At 70.0% G+C, this 18,522-nt stretch carries 16 protein-coding genes and 1 riboswitch; of the genes, 8 read left to right on the forward strand and 8 right to left on the reverse strand.

Annotated features, from left to right (window positions below; translation table 11 throughout):
- Positions 1-46 precede the first annotated feature (46 nt).
- Positions 47-541: a carboxymuconolactone decarboxylase family protein gene (locus tag ACFYXF_RS43955; RefSeq protein ID WP_389358474.1), complete on the forward strand. Its 495-nt coding sequence runs from the start codon at positions 47-49 to the stop codon at positions 539-541.
- 94 nt (positions 542-635) lie between these two features.
- On the opposite strand, the gene ACFYXF_RS43960 is transcribed toward ACFYXF_RS43955, so the two are convergent.
- From ACFYXF_RS43960 to ACFYXF_RS43985, 6 genes are read right to left on the reverse strand one after another with little or no spacing between them, the layout of a single operon-like run.
- Positions 636-1,463: an aminotransferase class IV gene (locus tag ACFYXF_RS43960; protein WP_389358476.1), complete on the reverse strand. Its 828-nt coding sequence runs from the start codon at positions 1,461-1,463 to the stop codon at positions 636-638.
- Positions 1,464-1,502: 39 nt separating this feature from the next.
- Positions 1,503-2,717 (reverse strand): FAD-dependent monooxygenase, encoded by a 1,215-nt coding sequence (locus tag ACFYXF_RS43965; RefSeq protein WP_389358478.1) that lies wholly within the window; start codon positions 2,715-2,717, stop codon positions 1,503-1,505.
- The gene (locus tag ACFYXF_RS43970; protein WP_389358480.1) at positions 2,714-4,294 is read right to left on the reverse strand and encodes a class I adenylate-forming enzyme family protein; all 1,581 of its coding nucleotides are present in this window, start codon (positions 4,292-4,294) and stop codon (positions 2,714-2,716) included. The genes ACFYXF_RS43965 and ACFYXF_RS43970 overlap by 4 nt, the downstream gene beginning before the upstream one ends.
- A gap of 59 nt (positions 4,295-4,353) precedes the next feature.
- The gene (locus tag ACFYXF_RS43975) at positions 4,354-5,928 is read right to left on the reverse strand and encodes a benzoate-CoA ligase family protein (protein WP_389358482.1); all 1,575 of its coding nucleotides are present in this window, start codon (positions 5,926-5,928) and stop codon (positions 4,354-4,356) included.
- The gene (pabB, locus tag ACFYXF_RS43980) at positions 5,925-8,132 is read right to left on the reverse strand and encodes an aminodeoxychorismate synthase component I (RefSeq protein ID WP_389358484.1); all 2,208 of its coding nucleotides are present in this window, start codon (positions 8,130-8,132) and stop codon (positions 5,925-5,927) included. Before pabB ends, ACFYXF_RS43975 begins: the two co-directional genes overlap by 4 nt.
- Before the next feature lie 34 nt (positions 8,133-8,166).
- Positions 8,167-8,763: an antibiotic biosynthesis monooxygenase gene (locus ACFYXF_RS43985; protein WP_389358486.1), complete on the reverse strand. Its 597-nt coding sequence runs from the start codon at positions 8,761-8,763 to the stop codon at positions 8,167-8,169.
- A gap of 236 nt (positions 8,764-8,999) precedes the next feature.
- Between ACFYXF_RS43985 and ACFYXF_RS43990 the strand changes: the two genes are divergently transcribed.
- On the forward strand, positions 9,000-9,779 hold the full coding sequence (locus ACFYXF_RS43990) for a DUF3050 domain-containing protein (protein WP_389358488.1): 780 nt from the start codon (positions 9,000-9,002) through the stop codon (positions 9,777-9,779).
- Positions 9,780-10,032: 253 nt separating this feature from the next.
- Here ACFYXF_RS43990 and ACFYXF_RS43995 read toward each other — a convergent pair whose 3' ends face one another.
- Positions 10,033-10,854, reverse strand: a complete 822-nt coding sequence (locus ACFYXF_RS43995; protein WP_389358653.1) for a hypothetical protein — start codon at positions 10,852-10,854, stop codon at positions 10,033-10,035.
- A gap of 142 nt (positions 10,855-10,996) precedes the next feature.
- Here ACFYXF_RS43995 and ACFYXF_RS44000 point away from each other — a divergent pair, with 142 nt between their 5' ends.
- Positions 10,997-11,365: a hypothetical protein gene (locus ACFYXF_RS44000; protein ID WP_389358490.1), complete on the forward strand. Its 369-nt coding sequence runs from the start codon at positions 10,997-10,999 to the stop codon at positions 11,363-11,365.
- Positions 11,366-11,372: 7 nt separating this feature from the next.
- Entirely contained in the window at positions 11,373-12,572 is a 1,200-nt protein-coding gene (locus ACFYXF_RS44005; RefSeq protein ID WP_389358492.1) for a glutathionylspermidine synthase family protein, read from the forward strand.
- A gap of 10 nt (positions 12,573-12,582) precedes the next feature.
- On the opposite strand, the gene rocD is transcribed toward ACFYXF_RS44005, so the two are convergent.
- Positions 12,583-13,788 (reverse strand): ornithine--oxo-acid transaminase, encoded by a 1,206-nt coding sequence (gene rocD, locus ACFYXF_RS44010; RefSeq protein ID WP_389358494.1) that lies wholly within the window; start codon positions 13,786-13,788, stop codon positions 12,583-12,585.
- Between the two features lie 101 nt (positions 13,789-13,889).
- Positions 13,890-13,980, forward strand: a riboswitch (ZMP/ZTP riboswitch).
- A gap of 49 nt (positions 13,981-14,029) precedes the next feature.
- On the opposite strand from rocD, the gene ACFYXF_RS44015 reads away from it, so the two are divergent.
- From ACFYXF_RS44015 to ACFYXF_RS44030, 4 genes are all read left to right on the forward strand, one after another.
- Positions 14,030-15,481 (forward strand): glycine hydroxymethyltransferase, encoded by a 1,452-nt coding sequence (locus tag ACFYXF_RS44015; RefSeq protein ID WP_389358496.1) that lies wholly within the window; start codon positions 14,030-14,032, stop codon positions 15,479-15,481.
- A 122-nt stretch (positions 15,482-15,603) separates the two neighbouring features.
- Positions 15,604-16,617, forward strand: coding sequence for a tryptophan--tRNA ligase (trpS, locus tag ACFYXF_RS44020; protein WP_389358498.1), 1,014 nt, complete (start codon positions 15,604-15,606; stop codon positions 16,615-16,617).
- A 177-nt stretch (positions 16,618-16,794) separates the two neighbouring features.
- A complete protein-coding gene (locus ACFYXF_RS44025) occupies positions 16,795-17,376 on the forward strand; it encodes a 2'-5' RNA ligase family protein (protein ID WP_389358500.1) in 582 nt (193 codons plus the stop codon).
- A 47-nt stretch (positions 17,377-17,423) separates the two neighbouring features.
- A complete protein-coding gene (locus ACFYXF_RS44030) occupies positions 17,424-18,287 on the forward strand; it encodes a YihY/virulence factor BrkB family protein (protein ID WP_389358502.1) in 864 nt (287 codons plus the stop codon).
- Positions 18,288-18,522: the final 235 nt, after the last annotated feature.

An 18,522-nucleotide genomic window follows, 5' to 3' on the forward strand; every position in this document is an offset into this window, starting at 1 on the left:
GATGCGGGACGAACAATGTTTCCCTTTTCGTGGATATAGTAATCCCATGACCACCACTGAACCCATATCCCGAGTCGCCCTCAAGAAAATCACCCCTGATGTCTCCGCGTCGATGGGTGCCCTGCACGGCGCCGCCGTTTCCGCCGCGCAAGATGCCAAGGTCGAACCCGAACTCCTGGAACTGATCAGGATTCGCGCGTCCCAGATCAACGGCTGTGCGTTCTGCCTCGACATGCACACCAAGGACGCCCGCGCCCAGGAGGAGACCGAGCAGCGGATCTACGCCCTCAGCGCCTGGCGGGAGACCCCCTTCTTCACCGAACGGGAGCGCGCCGCACTGGCGTTGACCGAGGCAGTGACCCTGGTGCACGACGGTCACGTGCCCGACGAGGTGTACGCGGAGGCCGCCGCCGTCTTCGACGAGGCGCAGGTCGCCGCGCTGATCTGGGCGGCCACCGTCATCAACGCGTACAACCGGATCGCCATCGCGACGCGGATGGTTCCGGGGGCTTATCAGCCGGCGGCAAAGAAGAGCAGCTGAACGAAGAGCAGCTGAACGAAAAGCAGCTGAATTCGGGCGTGAAAAGGTGGGGCGGGGCGAATTCGACGCCCTGCCCCACCTTTTCTTTCTTCGTTTATTGCAGCGGCTCCATCAGGTCCTCCAGCCATTGCCGCCATTCGGCGGCCCGTGTCGCAGGTCCGGCCCGCAGCGGAGTTTCCGTTCCGCCCGTCCATTCCGTCACCGGGCGGATTCCGTGCAGGGCGTTCACCAGCCACACCTCGTGGCCGTCCAGGTCGGCGAGGACGCGTTCGCGGTGGGCGACGCGGATGCCGGTGCGCTGGGCGCGTTCCTGGATGAGGGAGAGGGTGACCCCGGCCAGGACGGGGAGCTGCGGGGAGGGGAAGCAGAGGGTGTCGCCCTCCCACCACAGGACGCTGGAGGTGGCGCCCTCCAGGACCACACCCGTGGGCGCGATCAGCACCGCCTCGTCCGCCCCCGCGCCGGCCGCCCGCTGCCGGACCCGGGCCAGGATGTCCAGGTCGGGCCCCTTGCGGCGGGGGACGGTACGCGGATCGGACTGGCCCGTCGCCCAGACCCGTACGCCCGTGCCGAGCGGCGGAGCGTGCCGGAGAAGGAGTCTCAACTCCCTTGATTCAGCGCCCAGTTCCACCCGGGGGAACCACTCCCCGGTGCGTGGCAGTGCCGCGGTCATGTCCCGCCAGAAGTCCACCAGGTGGCGCAGCGAGGGGCCACCGGAGTCACCGCAGGCCCGCAGGAAGCGCTCCCGGTGGCGGGCCAGGCCCCGTACCCGGCCGTCGCGCAGCAGCCACGAGTCGGCGACCGCCAGCCGCTCGCCCACCGTCGGTACGGAGTCCACGGAGCCGGGACCGGTCAGCCCACGGCGCGGCGACCAGGCCAACAGCCCCTCCGTGACCACTGCTTGTGTTGCTGGGTGCGTCATCAAGTGCTCTTTCTTGAGACCTCGTACCTCATACCTCGGTCAGTACTTGCGGCCGGCCACCGCCGGTGCCCCGTTGCGCGGCCCGTACGGCGCGTGCTCCAGCCATGATCCGCACCACGGCAGGACCGGTGCGAGGGCCGCCGCCGCGCGCTGCTTGGCCCGGACGATCCGGCGGTGGGGACGGAGGTGGTCCAGTGCCGTACCGGCGGCCGCGCTGTTGAACAGGGCCGCCGCACGCCGTACTTCGGCGAACTCGGCGACCGCTCCCACGAACCCCGTCCTCGCCACCGCCGCGATCGCCTCCGCCGCTGCCGCCGCGTCCGCGATCCCGCTGTTCATGCCGCGCGCCCCGAACGGCGGGAACAGATGCGCCGCCTCCCCGACGAGCAGCACCCGCCGGTGCGGATCGGTGAACGCGTCCGCGACCTTCCGGAGGAAGCGGTACGTCGACACCCACAGGATCTGCGACCCGTACCCGGGTGCCTCCAGGACCGACGGCAGCCAGTCCCGTACGGCCTCCTCCGTGCCGTACGCCTCCTGCCGGTCGTCGTCGTGGCACTGGAGGTCGACCTGGAAGCCGCCGGTGAAGGGCACCCGCATCACGCTCCGGCCGCCCACGCCCGGGTGTTCGTAGTGGAAGACGCGCTCCAGGGGCAGTTCGGCGCCGGGGATGTCGGCGACGTCCACGACCACATGGAAGCCCTCGGAGCGCGTCCCCTCCATCGTGATCCCCAGCTCCGCCCGGACGGCGGATCGGGCGCCGTCGGCCGCGACCACGTGCGTGCCGTGCCAGACGCCCCCGTCGGAGTCGGTGAGCGTGACCCCGGTCGGCGAGGACCGTACGCCCGTCACGCGCACGCCCCACGCGAACTCCACGCCCGCGTCCCGGCACGCGGCACGCAGAAAACGCTCGGTGTCCACCTGGCGCAGGCTGGTGAACGGCGGGATGAAAACAGGGGAGTTGGGCGTCTCGGGGAAAGTGCGGGAGTAGACCTCGCGGCCCCGGTACAGCGTGCGCCTGGTGTGCCAGGTCCGCCCGTACGACGTGAACTCGGCGGCCAGGCCCGGGCGCATCCCGTCCAGCAGGCGCAGGGTCTCGCGGTGCACGAACAGGGCGCGGCTGCCCGGGCGTTCACGGTCCTCGGGGTCCAACTCCAGGACCACGACGGGCAGTCCGTGGGCGCGCAGACCGAGGGCGGCGGAGAGACCGACGGGACCCGCCCCCACCACGATCACCCGCTCCGAGGTGGTCACGCGCGTGCGCCCTCGGCCAGCATGCGGCTGATCTCCACCCGCTTCACCTTCCAGGTCGCCGTCATCGGCAGCTCCTCGAACCGCCACTGACGCGGCTCGGCCATCGTCGGCAGGTCTGCGGTCGCCTGACGCCAGCGGTCCGGGTCCAGCGGCACCTCGTCGCGTACGCAGATCACCGGCACCGGCTCACGGTCGGCGCCCGGCACGATGACGACCTCGCGCAGCTCCTCCAGCCGGTCCATCAGCGTGTCCTCGACCTCCAGATTGCTGTGCACGGAGTCGATCTGGTCGATCTCACGGTCGATGAGATAGAGCGCGCCGAGCCTGCTCCGGTAGCCCATGTCGCCCATCTGCCACCACCCGCCGCCGTCCAGCTGGCGCTCGTACTGCTCGCGCGCGCCGAGGTAGGTGAGGATGCGTCCGCGTGTACGGGCCTCGATCCGGCCCGGTTTGCCCGGCGCCGCCGGTCGCCCGTTGTCGTCCGTGACCCGGACCCGCGTGAACCCGGGTATCCCGATCCCGACCCGGCGCCCGTCCGCCTTCGCGGCACTGCGCCGGGTGAACCACTGGAAGGCCACCGGACCGGTCTCGCTCTGCCCGTACAGCTGGATCAGCCAGGCGTTACGGCGCTTCGAGGCGCCCAGCAGCCGCTTCACGGTACGGGGGTGGATCGCGTCGAACGTCGACCCGTACGACCGTACGCGGGACAGGGGTTGGCCCGGCGCGTCCGCCAACTCCTCCCACAGGACGAAGGTGTTGGGGTGCGTCTCGACGATGCCGGGGCGATGCCGGGCGAGGAGCGGGCCCACGTGGGCCGGGGTCGGGTCGGTGATCAGGAGCAGCGGGCTGCCGAAGTGCAGGAGCACGCCCAGGAGATGGTAGAAGCGCGAGTGCACGAAGGACATGTGCAGCGCGGCCGTCTCCCCGCGCGTGGGCCAGCCCATCGCCTGCTGCGGTACGAGCCTGTTCCACATGGTGTTCGCGCAGTGCACCGCGAATTTGGGGACGCCGGTGGTGCCCGAGCTGTGGGTGATCAGGGCGGGTTCGCGGGGGTGGAGACGGACGGGCGCGGCGGGTTCGGCGCCGGCGTGCTTCTCCAGCGGCTCGGCGTCGGCCGCGGTGGCGCCGGCATCGACGGTGAGGGTCCGGCGTACCAGCGGGGCGAGGTCCAACTCCTTGAGCGGGCCGGTGAGTTTGGCGCTGTCGGTGAGCAGCCACGGGCGGTGCAGGCGCGCCAGCAACTGGCCGACGACCGGTCCGGCGAGGGCGGGGGAGAGCAGCACGGGGACCGCGCCGATCCGGGAGACCGCGCAGGTCAGCAGCACGATGTCGACGTTGTCCGTCTTGTGGACGACCACCTGCTCGGACGGCCGCACCCCGGCCGCCCACAGCCGGGCCGACAACTCCTCGACCAGATCAGCCAGTTGGCTGTAGCTGAGGTCGACCCCGAGATCGGGGCCGACGTCCAGCGGCCGGTCCAGGGTCACGAAGACCGCTCCGTGACGGTCGGCGGCCCGCCGGAAGATCGGGCCCAGATAGAAACCGCGGTCGGCGAGCAGGGGCTGCTGCTGTGGCATGCGCCCGTTCCCTTCTGAAGTACGTGTCGTACGGCGGGACTTGCGGGTGGTGGTGCTGCTCACCAGGCGCCCTGGCGGACGAGGTGGCGGCGGAGCTTCCCGGTCGAGGTGCGGGGCAGCGACGGGACGAAACTGACGCTGCGGGGGGCCTTGAAGGCGGCGAGCCGGGCGCGGGCCAGCTCGATGAGTTCGGTCTCCAGGCCCGCCCGGGCCGGTCCGACGGGCACGACGAAGGCACGCAGCCTGCTGAAGCCCCGCTCGTCGGTGAGAGCGGCGACGGCGACCTCCTTCACCGCCGGGTGGGTGCGCAGTACGGCCTCCACCTCCAGCGGGGAGACCGTGATGCCGCCGACCATCTCCATGTCGTCGGCGCGGCCCAAGTGCCGGTAGGAACCGTCCGGTTCACGCACCGCCCGGTCGCGGGTGGCCAGCCAGCCGCCGACCAGTGAACGGGCCGTCTCCTCGGGCCGGTTGAGGTAGCCGGTCGTCACCGTGGGCCCACGGACCCACAGTTCACCCTCGGCCCCCTCGGTGCTCCCCTCGGGTAACCGGGCCCCGGCGCGGTCGCGCAGCTCCACCTCGAAACCGGGGACGGGACGGCCGACCGTACCGGGATGGTTGTGGTCGAAGCTGTTGGCGCAGAAGGCGTGTCCGGCCTCCGTCGAGCCGATCTGCTCCAGCACCGGCGCGCCGAGCAGCTCCTCGACCTGCTGCCCGAGCCCGTCCGGCAGCCCCTCCCCGGCCGACACGGCGGCCCGTACGGAGGCGAAGCAGGCCTGGTGGCCGCTGCCCCGGTCGGAGACGAGGGCCGCGTACGCGGACGGCACGGAGTAGATCAGCGTCACCCGGTGCCGGGCGACGAGTTCGTCGACGGCGGCCGGGGTCGGACGCCGGTCCACCAGGACGGCCGACGAGCCGGAGAAGAGCGGGAAGACGAAGGCGTTGCCGAAGCCGTAGGCGAAGAACATCTTCGAGACGGAGAGGGTGACGTCGTCCTCGGTGATGCGGAGCAGCCGGCGCCCGATGAGGTCGTGGTAGGTCTTCGGGTCGCCGTGCGCGTGCACAACTCCCTTGGGGCGCCCGGTCGTTCCGGACGTGTACTGCACGTACAGGGGTGTGTGCGCGTCCACCGGGTGGGCGGTGGTGGTCGGTTCGGCGGTCGGGGCGAGGGCGGCGAGCTGATCGGCGCCCAGGAGCGGCCGCCCCGCGAAACGCTTCTCGTCTCCCTCGGTCTCCTCAAGGCCCGGACCGGTCACGCACAGCACGGCTTCCGCGTCCTCGGTCATGAACGCGTGGTCGGCGGGCGGGAGTTCGGGGTTGACCAGGACGGCCACGGCACCGAGCCGGGCGGTCGCGAGGAAGGCGGTCACCCAGGTGATGCCGTCGGGCAGGGCGAGGAGCACCCGGTCCCCGGCGCGCACGCCGTACCCGGCGAGCACCGTCGCCGTACGGGCGGCCAGCTCGTGCACCTCGCCGTGTGTCCAGGAGCGGTGCCCCTGGTGGCTCTGGTGGAAGGCGGCCCGGTCGCGCCAGCCCCGCCGCTCGGCGAGGGCGGCGAGATGGGCGGCGAGGTTGCCGGGGGCGTCGGCGTCGGCAGGGGAAACGGTTGTCCTGGTGGCCTGGTGGAGCGTCATCGGGCGGCCTCCTCGGCGGCGGCCGACAGGGACGAGGACGACTGGTACTCCTGGCTGTCCTGGTGCTGCTGCCGGTACTCGTCGTAGGCCCGCATCTGGGCGGCCGTCTTCAGCAGCATCTCGTCGTACTCCGCGACCGGGTCGGAGCCGAGGACGATCGCGCCGCCCGCCCCCAACTGCATCTCCCCGTCGGCGAGTACGGCGGTCCGGATGACGATGCTGAGATCCGCGCCGCCGCTGCACCCCAGGTAGCCGAGGGCGCCGGAGTACACGCCACGGGCCTCGGTCTCCAGCGAGTCGATGATCTCCATCGTGCGGAGCTTGGGGGCGCCGGTCATGGAGCCGCCGGGGAAGCAGGCGCGGACGGCGTCCACCGCGTCGGTGCCCTCGCGCAGCCGTCCCTCGACGTAGGAGACGAGCTGGTGCACGGTGGCGTACGTCTCGGCGACCATGAGCCGGGAGACCCGGACCGTACCGGTGCGGCAGACCTGGCCCAGGTCGTTGCGGAGCAGGTCGACGATCATCAGGTTCTCGGCGCGCGTCTTGTCGTCGGCGGCGAGCGAGTCCCGGAGGGCGTCGTCCTCCTCCGGTCCGTGGCCGCGCGGCGCGGTGCCCTTGATGGGTCTGGCCTCGGCCATGCCGTCCCGGGTGATGCGCAGGAACCGCTCGGGGGAGGAGCCGGCCACATCGAGGTCCCCGAAGCGCAGGAAGGCCGCGTACGGCGCCGGGTTCACGCGGCGCAGGACGCGGTAGTAGTCGTACGCGTCCGGCGGGGCGGGCATCCGGGCCGCGTTGGTGAGACAGACCTCGTAGCTCGTACCCGCGTTCAACTCCCGCTTGCAGGCGTCGATGTCGGCGAGATAGGTGTCGCGGTCGCGCACCAGCCACGGCTCGGCGGCGGCCGGGTCCGGCTCGGTGGCGGGCACGGGCGGGAGCGGCTGTTCCGCGACGACGAAGGTGAGTTGGGCCAGCGCGCTGTCGAGCCAGTCGGCGGCCTCCAGCGTCGCCTGCGGGGTGTCCTCGGCGACACAGACCGCGTACGTGTAGCCCGCCTGGTGGTCCACCGCGATCAGCCGGTCGGCGAACAGCCAGCAGGCGTCCGGGGTCTGGGCCTTGTGGACGTTGGGCGAGGCTCCGCAGTCGGCCTTCGTCTCGTACCCGAAGTAGCCGACGTATCCGCCGGTGAAGTCGAAGGGCAGGCCGGTCGCGTCGACCTGACGGCTGATCAACTTCCTCTTCAGATAGTCGAAGACGCTTGCCTTCACCTTGCGCGGCGGCCGTCCGGCCCGCTCGATCTCACAGACGCCGCTCGTGACGTCGTACCGCACGAACTCGGCGAGCGGACCGGAGTCGTCCCCGAAGAACGAGAACCGCGACCGCCCCTCCTCGACCTGCGAACTGTCCAGCCAGAACGCGCGCGGCGAACCGGCGTACATCCGGCCGAAGGCGGCCTCCGTGTCCACGGCGGTGGCGATCCGGCGGGTGTGGAGACGGTGGGTGGGGCGCTGCGACGAGGAGCGGCGCTGGGCGGGGATGCGGGGCATGCGCGCCGGGGAGGCGGACGGCTCGGGCATCGCCGCGGCCCGGCGGGTGACGGCGGTGTTCTTCGTACGGAGCTTGCGGGCGCGGTCCGCCGTGAGGTTGCGGAAGTTCATGAGCATGCGGCGGCCGTACTCGGTGAGGACGGACTCCGGGTGGAACTGCACTCCCCACAGGGGGCGGGTGCGGTGCCGCAGGCCCATCAGGACGCCGTCCTCCGACCAGGCGGTGGCCTGGAGGGTCTCGGGCAGCGGCTCGCGCACGGCGAGGGAGTGGTAGCGCACGGCGGTGAAGTTCTGCGGGAGCCCCTTGAAGAGGTCCTGCTCGTCGTGCCGGATCGTGGAGAGATGCCCATGGCGTGGCTCGGGGGCGGGCACGACCCGGCCCCGCTCGCCGAGCGCGATCCCCTGGTGGCCCAGGCAGACGCCCAGTACGGGGATCGGGGACTCGGCGAGTACACGTGCGCTGATCCCGAAGTCGCGGGGGGCGGCGGGGTGGCCGGGCCCGGGGGAGACGACCACGTTGTCGAATTCGGCAAGAGTGTCGAATGCGCTGGTCGGCGCGTCGTTGCGGATCACCACCGGCTCCTCGCCGTTGACCTCCGCGATCAGCTGGAAAAGGTTGTACGTGTACGAGTCATAATTGTCGATGAGCAGGGTCTTCACCCGCCCACCTCCCTTGCATCGTTCATGCCGTCGATCAAGCGGTTCGCCGTTTGTGCCGTCCACGCAGTGCCTGGAGCGGTGGATAGAGCCATTTCTTGAAGAAACGCTGGAGGCGCGGCATGAGGATATAGGTGACGATTGCCGTCACGGACAGACACAGCAGTAGAGTGCGAATCAGCGGATTGAGGCCGCCAAGGTACGGGAGAATGGTGAGATTGAATATGAGCACGGGTGGAAAAACCGCGCTCATATTCACGAACCAGAGCTTCCATTTCTCTGGCGGGCGGGGTGGAGCGGGCGGCGCAGCGGTGGCCGGCGAGTCCGTCTGGGACTCGAACCACGTCTTGGATCCCTCGACGCTCCGGCGCCCGGTCTCCCGGGCAAGTGTCTGCGCCTTGGCCGTCCACTGGGCCCAGACGACGGAGTTCTCCCAGGCCAGGCCCGAACTCTCACTGTCGAAGCGGTAGACCACATGCCAGTCCGCCTCTCCGTCGACAAGCACACCACCCCCCAGAAAACCCGGCTCACGCGCGGTCGCGCGGAGCATGGCCCACCCCCAGGAGTGGAACTCGGTCTCGCGGCCCGGGATCACTTGATACGCCACCGTGACGGTGACGGGATTCCTGGTCACCCCGTCCTATACGCAGCCGGATCCGGTCACGCTCAAATCTTCAACGAAGATTTTCGAAACCCTCGCCCAGATGTCCGGAAGGTGGTTGTTTATCATTCTTTGGGGTATGTTTCGGTGTTGTTTCGATCGATACCCGAGTGATACTCGGGGTAACCTTTCTGGAATTCAGGAAAGGGCTTGCCGGGAGGGTCGGTAAAGCTGCACGATCGCCATTCGACCAACGCGAGGGAGATTTCATGTCCAGGTACGACTGGGATATGACCCACGAGGGAATCGAGCGGGCCCGGTCCGTGATCGAACCGGCACGAAAAGAAGTGACCGCCCACCCGATTTACCAGCGGATAAACACCCGCGAACACATGGCGACGTTCATGGAACATCATGTGTTCGCGGTGTGGGACTTCATGTCCCTGCTCAAGTCGCTGCAGCGGGAGCTGACCTGTGTCGACGTCCCCTGGGTGCCGCGCGGGTCGGAGGTGAGCCGCCGCCTCATCAACGACATCGTGCTCGTCGAGGAGAGCGACGAGCTGAACGGGGGCTTCACCAGCCACTTCGAGCTGTACCGGGCCGGCATGGCCGAGGCGGATGCCGATCCGACGCGGATCGACACGTTCATCGGGCTGGTGGGGGAGGGTCACGACGTGACGTCGGCCCTGCGGGTGGCCCAAGTCCCGGGCCCGGCGGCGGAGTTCGTCCGCACGACGTTCGAGATCATCAAAGACCGTCCGCTGCACTGCCGCGCGGCGGCGTTCGCCTTCTCCCGGGAGGACCTCATCCCGGACATGTTCGACCAGGTGATCAAGAAGGAGGGCACCGAGCGGTTCCCCCTCTTCTGCGACTACCTGTCCCGGCACATCGAGGTCGACGGCGAGGAGCACACTCCGATGGCCATGCAGATGGTCGCGGATCTGTGCGGGACGAGTGACAAGCACTGGGCGGAGGCGGCGGAGACGGCGATGGACGCGTTGGAGGCGAGGGTGCGGTTGTGGGACGGGGTGGTGGGTGCGATGCGGTGAGATCCGCCCCCGCCGCCCCTACCCGTCCCATCCCTGGGGGCTGCGCCCCCAGACCCCTCTATCGCGCTGAACGCGCTCGTCCTCAAACGCCGGACGGGCTGGATGGTGCCGGCCGGGCTTGATCTTTCAGCCCAGGCCCAGGTATTTCAGCCCGTCCGGCGTTTGAGGACAAGGCCCCTTCAGGGCCGGAGCGGGGGTTCGGGGGCGGCAGCCCCCGAGGATGGGAACGGGTAGGGGCGGCGGGGGCGAAAACTCACTCCGGTGCCTCGCCGAAGCGGGCCAGCGCCAACGCTCCCGCCACCGCCACCCCGAACCCCACCACCGCCAGCCACCCCAACCCCTCCCGCGTACGATCCCCCAGCCACACCACCCCGATCACCGCCGGCCCGATCGTCTCCCCGATCACCATCCCCGCCGTCGGCACGGTCACAGAGCCCCGCTGCAACCCCGACGTCAACGCCACAAACGCCGCCCCACCCCCCACCACCAGCGCGTACACAGCCACGTTGCTCACCATCGCCCCCACCGACACGTCATCCACGAGCCGCACGGACACCTCGACCACCCCGAACCCGAACCCCGCCCCCAACCCGAGCACCAACCCCCGCCCCCGCTCAGGCAACCGCCCGCCCAGCAACCCCAGCACCAGCACCCCCACGGCAGTCGCGAGCATCGCGTACCGCAACGCGTCCGACCCCGCCCGCTCCCCCTCCGTCCCCGAGGCGAGCCCCAGCATCCCCAGCCCGGCGCACACCACCCCCACGGCCGCCCACTCCACCCCGCTCAGCCGCACCCGCAGCAACCGGGCGGCGACCACCGCGGTGACGGCGAGACTCGCGGCCAACGCCGCGCCGACCGCGTAGATCGGAACGGACCGCAGCGCGGCGACCTGGAAGACGAAGCCGAGCCCGTCCAGGGCCAGCCCGGCGATGTACCGCCACTGCCGCACCGCCCGCAGCAGCAGCGCGGCGTCGCCCCCTCGGCCAGGGGCTTCAGCGGTGGCTGCCCGCGCGGCCATCGCCTGCAACACCGTCGCCGTACCGAAGCAGACCGCAGCGCCGAGCGCGCACACCATTCCAAAGAGCACAAAGTGACTCTAGGTGGACGGGAGGCACAGGGGGGTGGGCGTGCACCCGTCCTTGAACGATCTTTAAGCTGAGCAAACTTCAAGCCGGGCGCAACACCACCGGGCGCAACACCAACGGGGAGACACGAACATGGCCGACGCACGCAGACAGTCACGCCGACAACTCCGCTCAGGCACCGTCGTACTGGGCGGCATGGGCCTGCTCGCCGCCGCCCTCACCGCCTGCTCCTCCGACGACCCCGACAAGCGCTGCGTCGACCGCGACAGCTACAAGGCCGCCAAGGGCTACCAGGTCGTCGCCGACAAGAACTGCAAGACCGTCACGAGCACCAACGGCGCCTACTACTACGGCGGCAAGAAGAAGTCCGGCTGGGTCAAGGGCGGCTCCTTCACCAAGTCCGGCAAGAGCAGCGGCGGTTCGAGCGACGACGGCGACAGTTCGAGCACCGGCGTACACCGCGGTGGCCTCGGCGGCGGCGACAGCAGCTCGGGCGGCTGAGCCCGACATGCAACGCCGCACGATCGAACCCCGCCCCGACTGGCAGCGAACCGTCGAGGAACAGGGGCTCATCTACCCGCTCACCCGCCACCCCGACGGCACCCTGCGCCCCTATTGGGACGAGAGCGCGTACTACGTCTTCTCGCTCCCCGAGGTGGAGGCGCTGGAGGAGGTCGTCGAGGAACTCCACGGCATGTGTCTCGCCGCCGCCGACCACATCGTCACCGCGAACCGCTTCGCCGACCTCGGCATCACCGACCCGCGCATCGCGGCAGCGGTCGCCGAGGCCTGGCACCGCCGTGCCGAACTCCCGTCCGTCTACGGCCGTTTCGACCTCCGCTACGACGGCCGCACGGGGACGGGGACGGGGCCTGCGAAGCTCCTCGAATACAACGCCGACACCCCCACCTCCCTCGTCGAGGCCGCCTCACCCCAGTGGTTCTGGATGGAGGACCGCTTCCCGGGCGCCGACCAGTGGAACTCCCTCCACGAACGCCTCGTCGCCGCCTGGAAGAAGCAGGCCGCCCTCCTCCCGCCCGGCAGCCCCCTCCACTTCGCGCACTCCGCCGCCGACGAACTCGGCGAGGACCTGATGACCGTCGCGTATCTGAAGGAGACCGCGGAGCAGGCGGGCCTCGACACCGACTGGCTCGCCATGGAGGAGATCGGCTGGGACTCCCTCTCCGGCCGCTTCGTCGACAACCAACTCCGGTTCATCCGCAGCTGCTTCAAGCTGTACCCGTGGGAGTGGCTCACCACCGACACGTTCGCCGATCACGTCCTGGACACCCTGGACAACGGCGGCGGCACGGGTACGACGCTGTGGATCGAGCCCGCCTGGAAGATGCTGCTCAGCAACAAGGCGCTGCTCGCGATCCTCTGGGAGCTGTACCCCGGCCACCCGAACCTCCTCCCCGCCTACCTGGACGGCCCACGGGAACTGGCGCACACGACCGGTTACGTGGCCAAGCCGCTGCTTGGCAGGGAGGGCGCGGGCGTCACCGTCCATGAGAAGGGCGCCGCAGCCGTCGTACTCGAAGAACCTTGCTGCTACCAGGAGTTGGCCCCGCTGCCCGACTTCGACGGCAACCGGGTCGTCCTGGGCGCGTGGGTCGTGGAGGACGAGTCGGCGGGCCTCGGCATCCGGGAGTCCGCCGGCCTGATCACGGACGAGTACGCCCGCTTCCTGCCCCACGTGATCCTGTAGCCCCCGGTTCTCATCCGCTCAGTACGCCCCGCAACTGCGCCAGCCCCCAGTCCAGATCCTCCTCGCTGATGACGAGGGGCGGTGCGAGGCGGATCGTCGGACCGTGGGTGTCCTTCACCAGGACGCCCCGGTCCATCAGCCGCTCGGAGACCTCCCGGCCCGTGCCGTACGCCGGTGCGATGTCGATGCCCGCCCACAGGCCCCGCCCGCGCACCTCGGTCAGCGCGCCGGTGCCGGCCAGCGCGCCCAGCTCCCGGTGCAGATGCGCGCCCAGTTCCGTGGCCCGCGCCTGGTACTCGCCGGATCTGAGCATCGCGATCACCTCAAGCGCCACCGCGCACGCCAGCGGATTCCCACCGAACGTCGACCCGTGCTCACCCGGCCGGAACACCCCGAGCACCGCCCACGAGGACACCACCGCCGAGACGGGCACGATCCCGCCCCCGAGCGCCTTCCCCAACACGTACACGTCGGGCACCACACCCTCGTGCTCGCACGCGAAGGTACGTCCCGTGCGCCCCAGCCCCGACTGGATCTCGTCCGCCACGAACAGCACGTTCCGCTCGCGCGTCAGCTCCCGTACGCCCCGCAGATAGCCGTCCGGCGGCACCCGCACTCCCGCCTCGCCCTGGATCGGCTCCAGGAGCACGGCCACCGTGTTCTCGGTGACGGCCGAACGCAGGGCGGTCAGATCGCCGTACGGCACGATCTCGAAGCCCGGCGTGTACGGGCCGAAGTCCGCGCGTGCCGCCGGGTCCGTGGAGAAGCTGATCACCGTCGTCGTACGGCCGTGGAAGTTGTCCGCCGCGACCACGATCTTCGCGATCCCGTCCGGCACGCCCTTGACCCGGTACCCCCACTTCCGGGCGGTCTTCACCGCGGTCTCCACGGCCTCCGTGCCCGTGTTCATCGGCAGCACCGTCTCCATGCCGCACAGCGCCGCCAGCTCCGTACAGAACGCGGCGAACCGGTCGTGATGGAAGGCCCGCGACGTCAACGTCACCCGCTCCAGCTGCGCCTTCGCCGCGTCGAGCAGCCGCCGGTTTCCGTGGCCGAAGTTCAGCGCGGAGTAACCGGCCAGCAGGTCCAGATAGCGGCGGCCCTCGACGTCCGTCATCCAGGCGCCGTCCGCGGTGGCGACCACCACAGGCAAGGGGGCGTAGGTGTGGGCGCTGTGCGCGTCGGCCGCCGCGATGAGTGCCTCGGTAGTGGTCACGGCACCTCCCGGGGTACGAATGGCCACCCGCCCCCTCCCTTCTATCGTCGCTCGCATGGTGGACGTGGCACCTCGGGCCCATGTCGTGCCCGGTAGGCTGACCGGCGGGCCGTGACTGGCGCGCTGGGATGGGACGGACCATCGGGGAGCGGCCCGCGAGCAGTAAGAGTGCCGTGCGCCTGGGCCGAACCGTGACCCCGTGACCGCTTTCCAGCACCCACGCCACCCGGAGGCCGACGACATGTCAGAGCAGCAGCCCCTCTCCACCGAATCCACCGCCTTCCGCGCCGCCCTCGACGTGATCCGCGCCGTCGAGCCGCGCGTCGCCGACGCCATCGGCCAGGAGGTCCACGACCAGCGCGAGATGCTCAAGCTGATCGCCTCCGAGAACTACGCCTCCCCGGCCACCCTCCTCGCGATGGGCAACTGGTTCAGCGACAAGTACGCCGAGGGCACCGTCGGCCGCCGCTTCTACGCCGGCTGCCGCAACGTCGACACCGTCGAGGCGCTGGCCGCCGAGCACGCGCGTGAGCTGTTCGGCGCCCGGCACGCCTACGTCCAGCCGCACTCCGGCATCGACGCCAACCTCGTCGCCTTCTGGGCCGTACTCGCCGACCGCGTCGAGGCGCCCTTCCTGGAGAAGACCGGCGTCCGCCAGATCAACGACCTCTCCGACGCCGACTGGGCCGAGCTGCGCCGCGCCTTCGGCAACCAGCGCATGCTCGGCATGTCCCTGGACGCCGGCGGCCACCTCACCCACGGCTTCCGCCCCAACATCTCCGGCAAGATGTTCGACCAGCGGTCGTACGGCACGGACCCGGCGACCGGCCTGATCGACTACGAGGCGCTGCGCACGTCGGCCCGCGAGTTCAAGCCGCTGATCATCGTGGCGGGCTACTCCGCGTACCCCCGTCTGGTGAACTTCCGGATCATGCGTGAGATCGCCGACGAGGTCGGCGCGACGCTGATGGTCGACATGGCCCACTTCGCTGGCCTGGTCGCGGGCAAGGTCCTGACCGGCGACTTCGACCCGGTCCCGCACGCCCAGATCGTGACGACCACCACCCACAAGTCCCTGCGCGGCCCGCGCGGCGGCATGGTCCTGTGCGACGACTCCCTCAAGGACCAGGTCGACCGGGGCTGCCCGATGGTCCTCGGCGGTCCGCTCCCGCACGTGATGGCGGCGAAGGCGGTGGCCCTGGCGGAGGCCAGGCAGCCCGCCTTCCAGGACTACGCCCAGCGCATCGTCGACAACGCCCGCGCCTTGGCGGAAGGCCTGATGAGCCGGGGCGCGACCCTGGTGACCGGCGGTACGGACAACCACCTCAACCTGATCGACGTCGCCTCCTCCTACGGCCTCACCGGCCGCCAGGCCGAGACCGCCCTCCTCGACTCGGGCATCGTCACCAACCGCAACGCCATCCCGTCCGACCCGAACGGCGCCTGGTACACCTCGGGCATCCGCATCGGCACGCCCGCGCTCACCACGCGGGGCCTGGGCACGGCGGAGATGGACGAGGTGGCGTCCCTGATCGACCGAGTCCTCACGGCGGCGGAGCCGGGCACGACGAAGTCGGGCGCGCCGAGCAAGGCCTCTCATGTCCTGGACGAGAAGGTGTCGACCGAGATCTCCCAGAGGGCAACAGACCTGGTGGCAGGCTTCCCCCTGTACCCCGAGATCGACCTCGGCTGAGCCCACCCAGGGGCGCGGGGCCGCATCTATTTGCGGCTCCGCCGCGGGGCGCGACAAGCCCCCACCGGCCCGCAGCTCCCCGCGTACCGAAACCACCCCACACCTCTGAGACAATAAAAAACATGGCCTCAGATCGTCCCCGCGTGCTCTCCGGAATCCAGCCCACCGCCGGCTCGTTCCACCTCGGCAACTACCTCGGCGCCGTACGCCAGTGGGTCGCCCTCCAGGAGACCCACGACGCCTTCTACATGGTCGTCGACCTGCACGCGATCACGGTCCCGCAGGACCCGAAGGAACTGACGGCCAACACCCGCCTGGCCACCGCCCAGCTCCTCGCCGCCGGCCTCGACCCCGAGCGCTGCACGCTGTTCGTCCAGAGCCACGTCCCCGAACACGCCCAGCTCGCCTGGGTCATGAACTGCATCACCGGCTTCGGCGAGGCCGGCCGTATGACCCAGTTCAAGGACAAGTCCGCCAGACAGGGCGCCGAGAGCGCGAGCGTCGGCCTCTTCACGTACCCGATCCTCCAGGTCGCGGACATCCTGCTCTACCAGGCCAACGAGGTCCCCGTCGGCGAGGACCAGCGCCAGCACATCGAGCTGACCCGCGACCTCGCCGAGCGCTTCAACGGCCGGTTCGGCGCGACCTTCACGATCCCGAAGCCGTACATCCTGAAGGAGACGGCGAAGATCTACGACCTTCAGGACCCGTCGATCAAGATGAGCAAGTCGGCGTCGACGCCCAAGGGCCTCATCAACCTCCTCGACGACCCGAAGGTCACCGCGAAGAAGGTCAAGAGCGCGGTCACGGACACGGACACCGTGATCCGCTTCGACCCCGCCGAGAAGCCCGGCGTCAGCAACCTGCTCGGCATCTACTCGACCCTCACGGGCACGGGCATCGCCGAACTCGAGCAGAAGTACGACGGCAAGGGCTACGGTGCGCTCAAGGTGGACCTCGCCGAGGTCGTGGTCGACTTCGTGACGCCGTTCCGGGAGCGCACCCAGCAGTATCTGGACGACCCGGAGACACTCGACTCGATCCTCGCCAAGGGCGCGGAGAAGGCACGGGCGGTCGCCGCGGAGACGCTCTCCCAGACGTACGAGCGGGTCGGCTTCCTCCCGGCGAAGCACTGACCCGAACAGGCACCTTCGTCCGTACCACCACCGCACGGCGCACACCGTGGCAATCAGAGCGCTGCACATCACTACGCGTGCGCCTGCCCGCAGACCCGCCCTGCCCGTACAGTCGATAGCCGACCGGTACGAGCGACATAAGTACGAGCAACACCGAGACGACGAACAGGAGACGACGTGGGGACCGTAACGATCGGTGTGTCGATCGCGGTCCCGGAGCCTCACGGCAGCCTGCTCCAGGAGCGGCGTGCGGGCTTCGGCGACGCCGCTGCTCACGGCATCCCCACCCACGTCACCCTGTTGCCGCCCACGGAAGTCGACTCGGCGGCGCTGCCCGCCATCGAGGCGCACCTCGTGGAGGTGGCCGCCGCCGGCCGCCCCTTCCCGCTGCGGCTCTCCGGCACCGGCACCTTCCGGCCGGTGTCGCCCGTCGTGTTCGTCCAGATCGTCGAGGGCGCGGAGGCCTGCACCTGGCTGCAGAAGCAGGTCCGTGACGCCTCCGGTCCGGTGGCGCGTGAACTCCAGTTCCCGTACCACCCGCATGTGACGGTCGCGCACAGCATCGCCGAGGAGGCGATGGACCGCGCCTTCGCGGAACTCGCCGACTACGAGGCGGACTGGCCCTGCACCGGCTTCGCGCTCTACGAGCAGGGGGCCGACGCGGTGTGGCGCAAGCTGCGCGAGTTCACCTTCGGCGGGACCGTGGTACCGCCGCAGGCGACCCATGATGTGGAGCGCGGCACCCTTCCGACCAGGTAGAACCGCCACACGGACCGGCGTTTCCGGGGTACAAGGTCACTATGGCTATGGACTGGCTGAAAAAGCTCCCCGGAGTCGGACCGGTCGTCGTCCGCCTGACGGCCACGCACGCGTGGCGGTCGTACGAGCGACTCGACCGCGTGAAGTGGACGCGGCTGGCGGCGGCGATGACCTTCATCAGCTTCGTCGCACTGTTCCCGCTGCTCACCGTGGCCGCCGCGATCGCCGCGGCGACGCTCAGCACCGAGCGGCAGAACGAGCTGGAGGACAAGATCGCCGAGCAGGTGCCCGGCATCTCCGAGCAGCTGAACATCGAGGGTCTGGTCCAGAACGCGGGCACGGTCGGGGTGATCGCGGGTGCGGTGCTGCTGTTCACGGGGATCGGGTGGGTCGGGTCGATGCGGGAGTGTCTGCGGGCGGTGTGGGAGTTGCCCGAGGACGAGGGGAACCCTCTCCTGGAGAAGGTGAAGGACACCGGTGTGCTGGTAGGACTCGGCGGCGCTGTCCTCGTCACGATCGCCGCGTCCACCGTGGCCTCGGCGGCGGTCGGCTGGGCCGCGCGGGGGCTGGGTGTCGACGAGGCGGGCTGGGGTGCGGTACTGCTCCGAGCCGCCGCGTTCACCGTCGCCGTGCTCGCCGACTTCCTGCTGCTCCTGTACGTCCTGACTCTGCTGCCGGGGGTGGAGCCGACAAGGCGCCGCCTGCTGGTCGCGGCGCTGATCGGGGCGGCGGGTTTCGAACTGCTGAAACTCCTGCTGAGCAGCTACATGCAGGACGTGGCGGCGAAGAGCATGTACGGCGCGTTCGGCGTCCCGGTGGCCCTGTTGCTGTGGATCAACTTCACATCAAAACTTGTCCTGTTCTGCGCGGCCTGGACAGCAACGGAACCGACCGACCCGCCGAACGCATAAGCGCTTTCTCGCCCCCGCCGCCCCTACCCGTTCCCATCCCTGGGGGCTGCGCCCCCAGACCCCCACTGTCGGCCTGAACGGCCTCGTCCTCAAACGCCGGACGGGCTAAAACATCAACCCAGGCCCGCCCCTCCAGCCCGTCCGGCGTTTGAGGACAAGGCCCGTTCAGGGCCGTAGCGGGGGTCTGGGGGCGCAGCCCCCAGAAGGATGGGACGGGTAGGGGCGGCGGGGGCGA

The organism is Streptomyces sp. NPDC002680, assembly GCF_042889145.1.
In the GTDB taxonomy this organism is placed as follows: Bacteria; Actinomycetota; Actinomycetes; order Streptomycetales; family Streptomycetaceae; genus Streptomyces; species Streptomyces adonidis.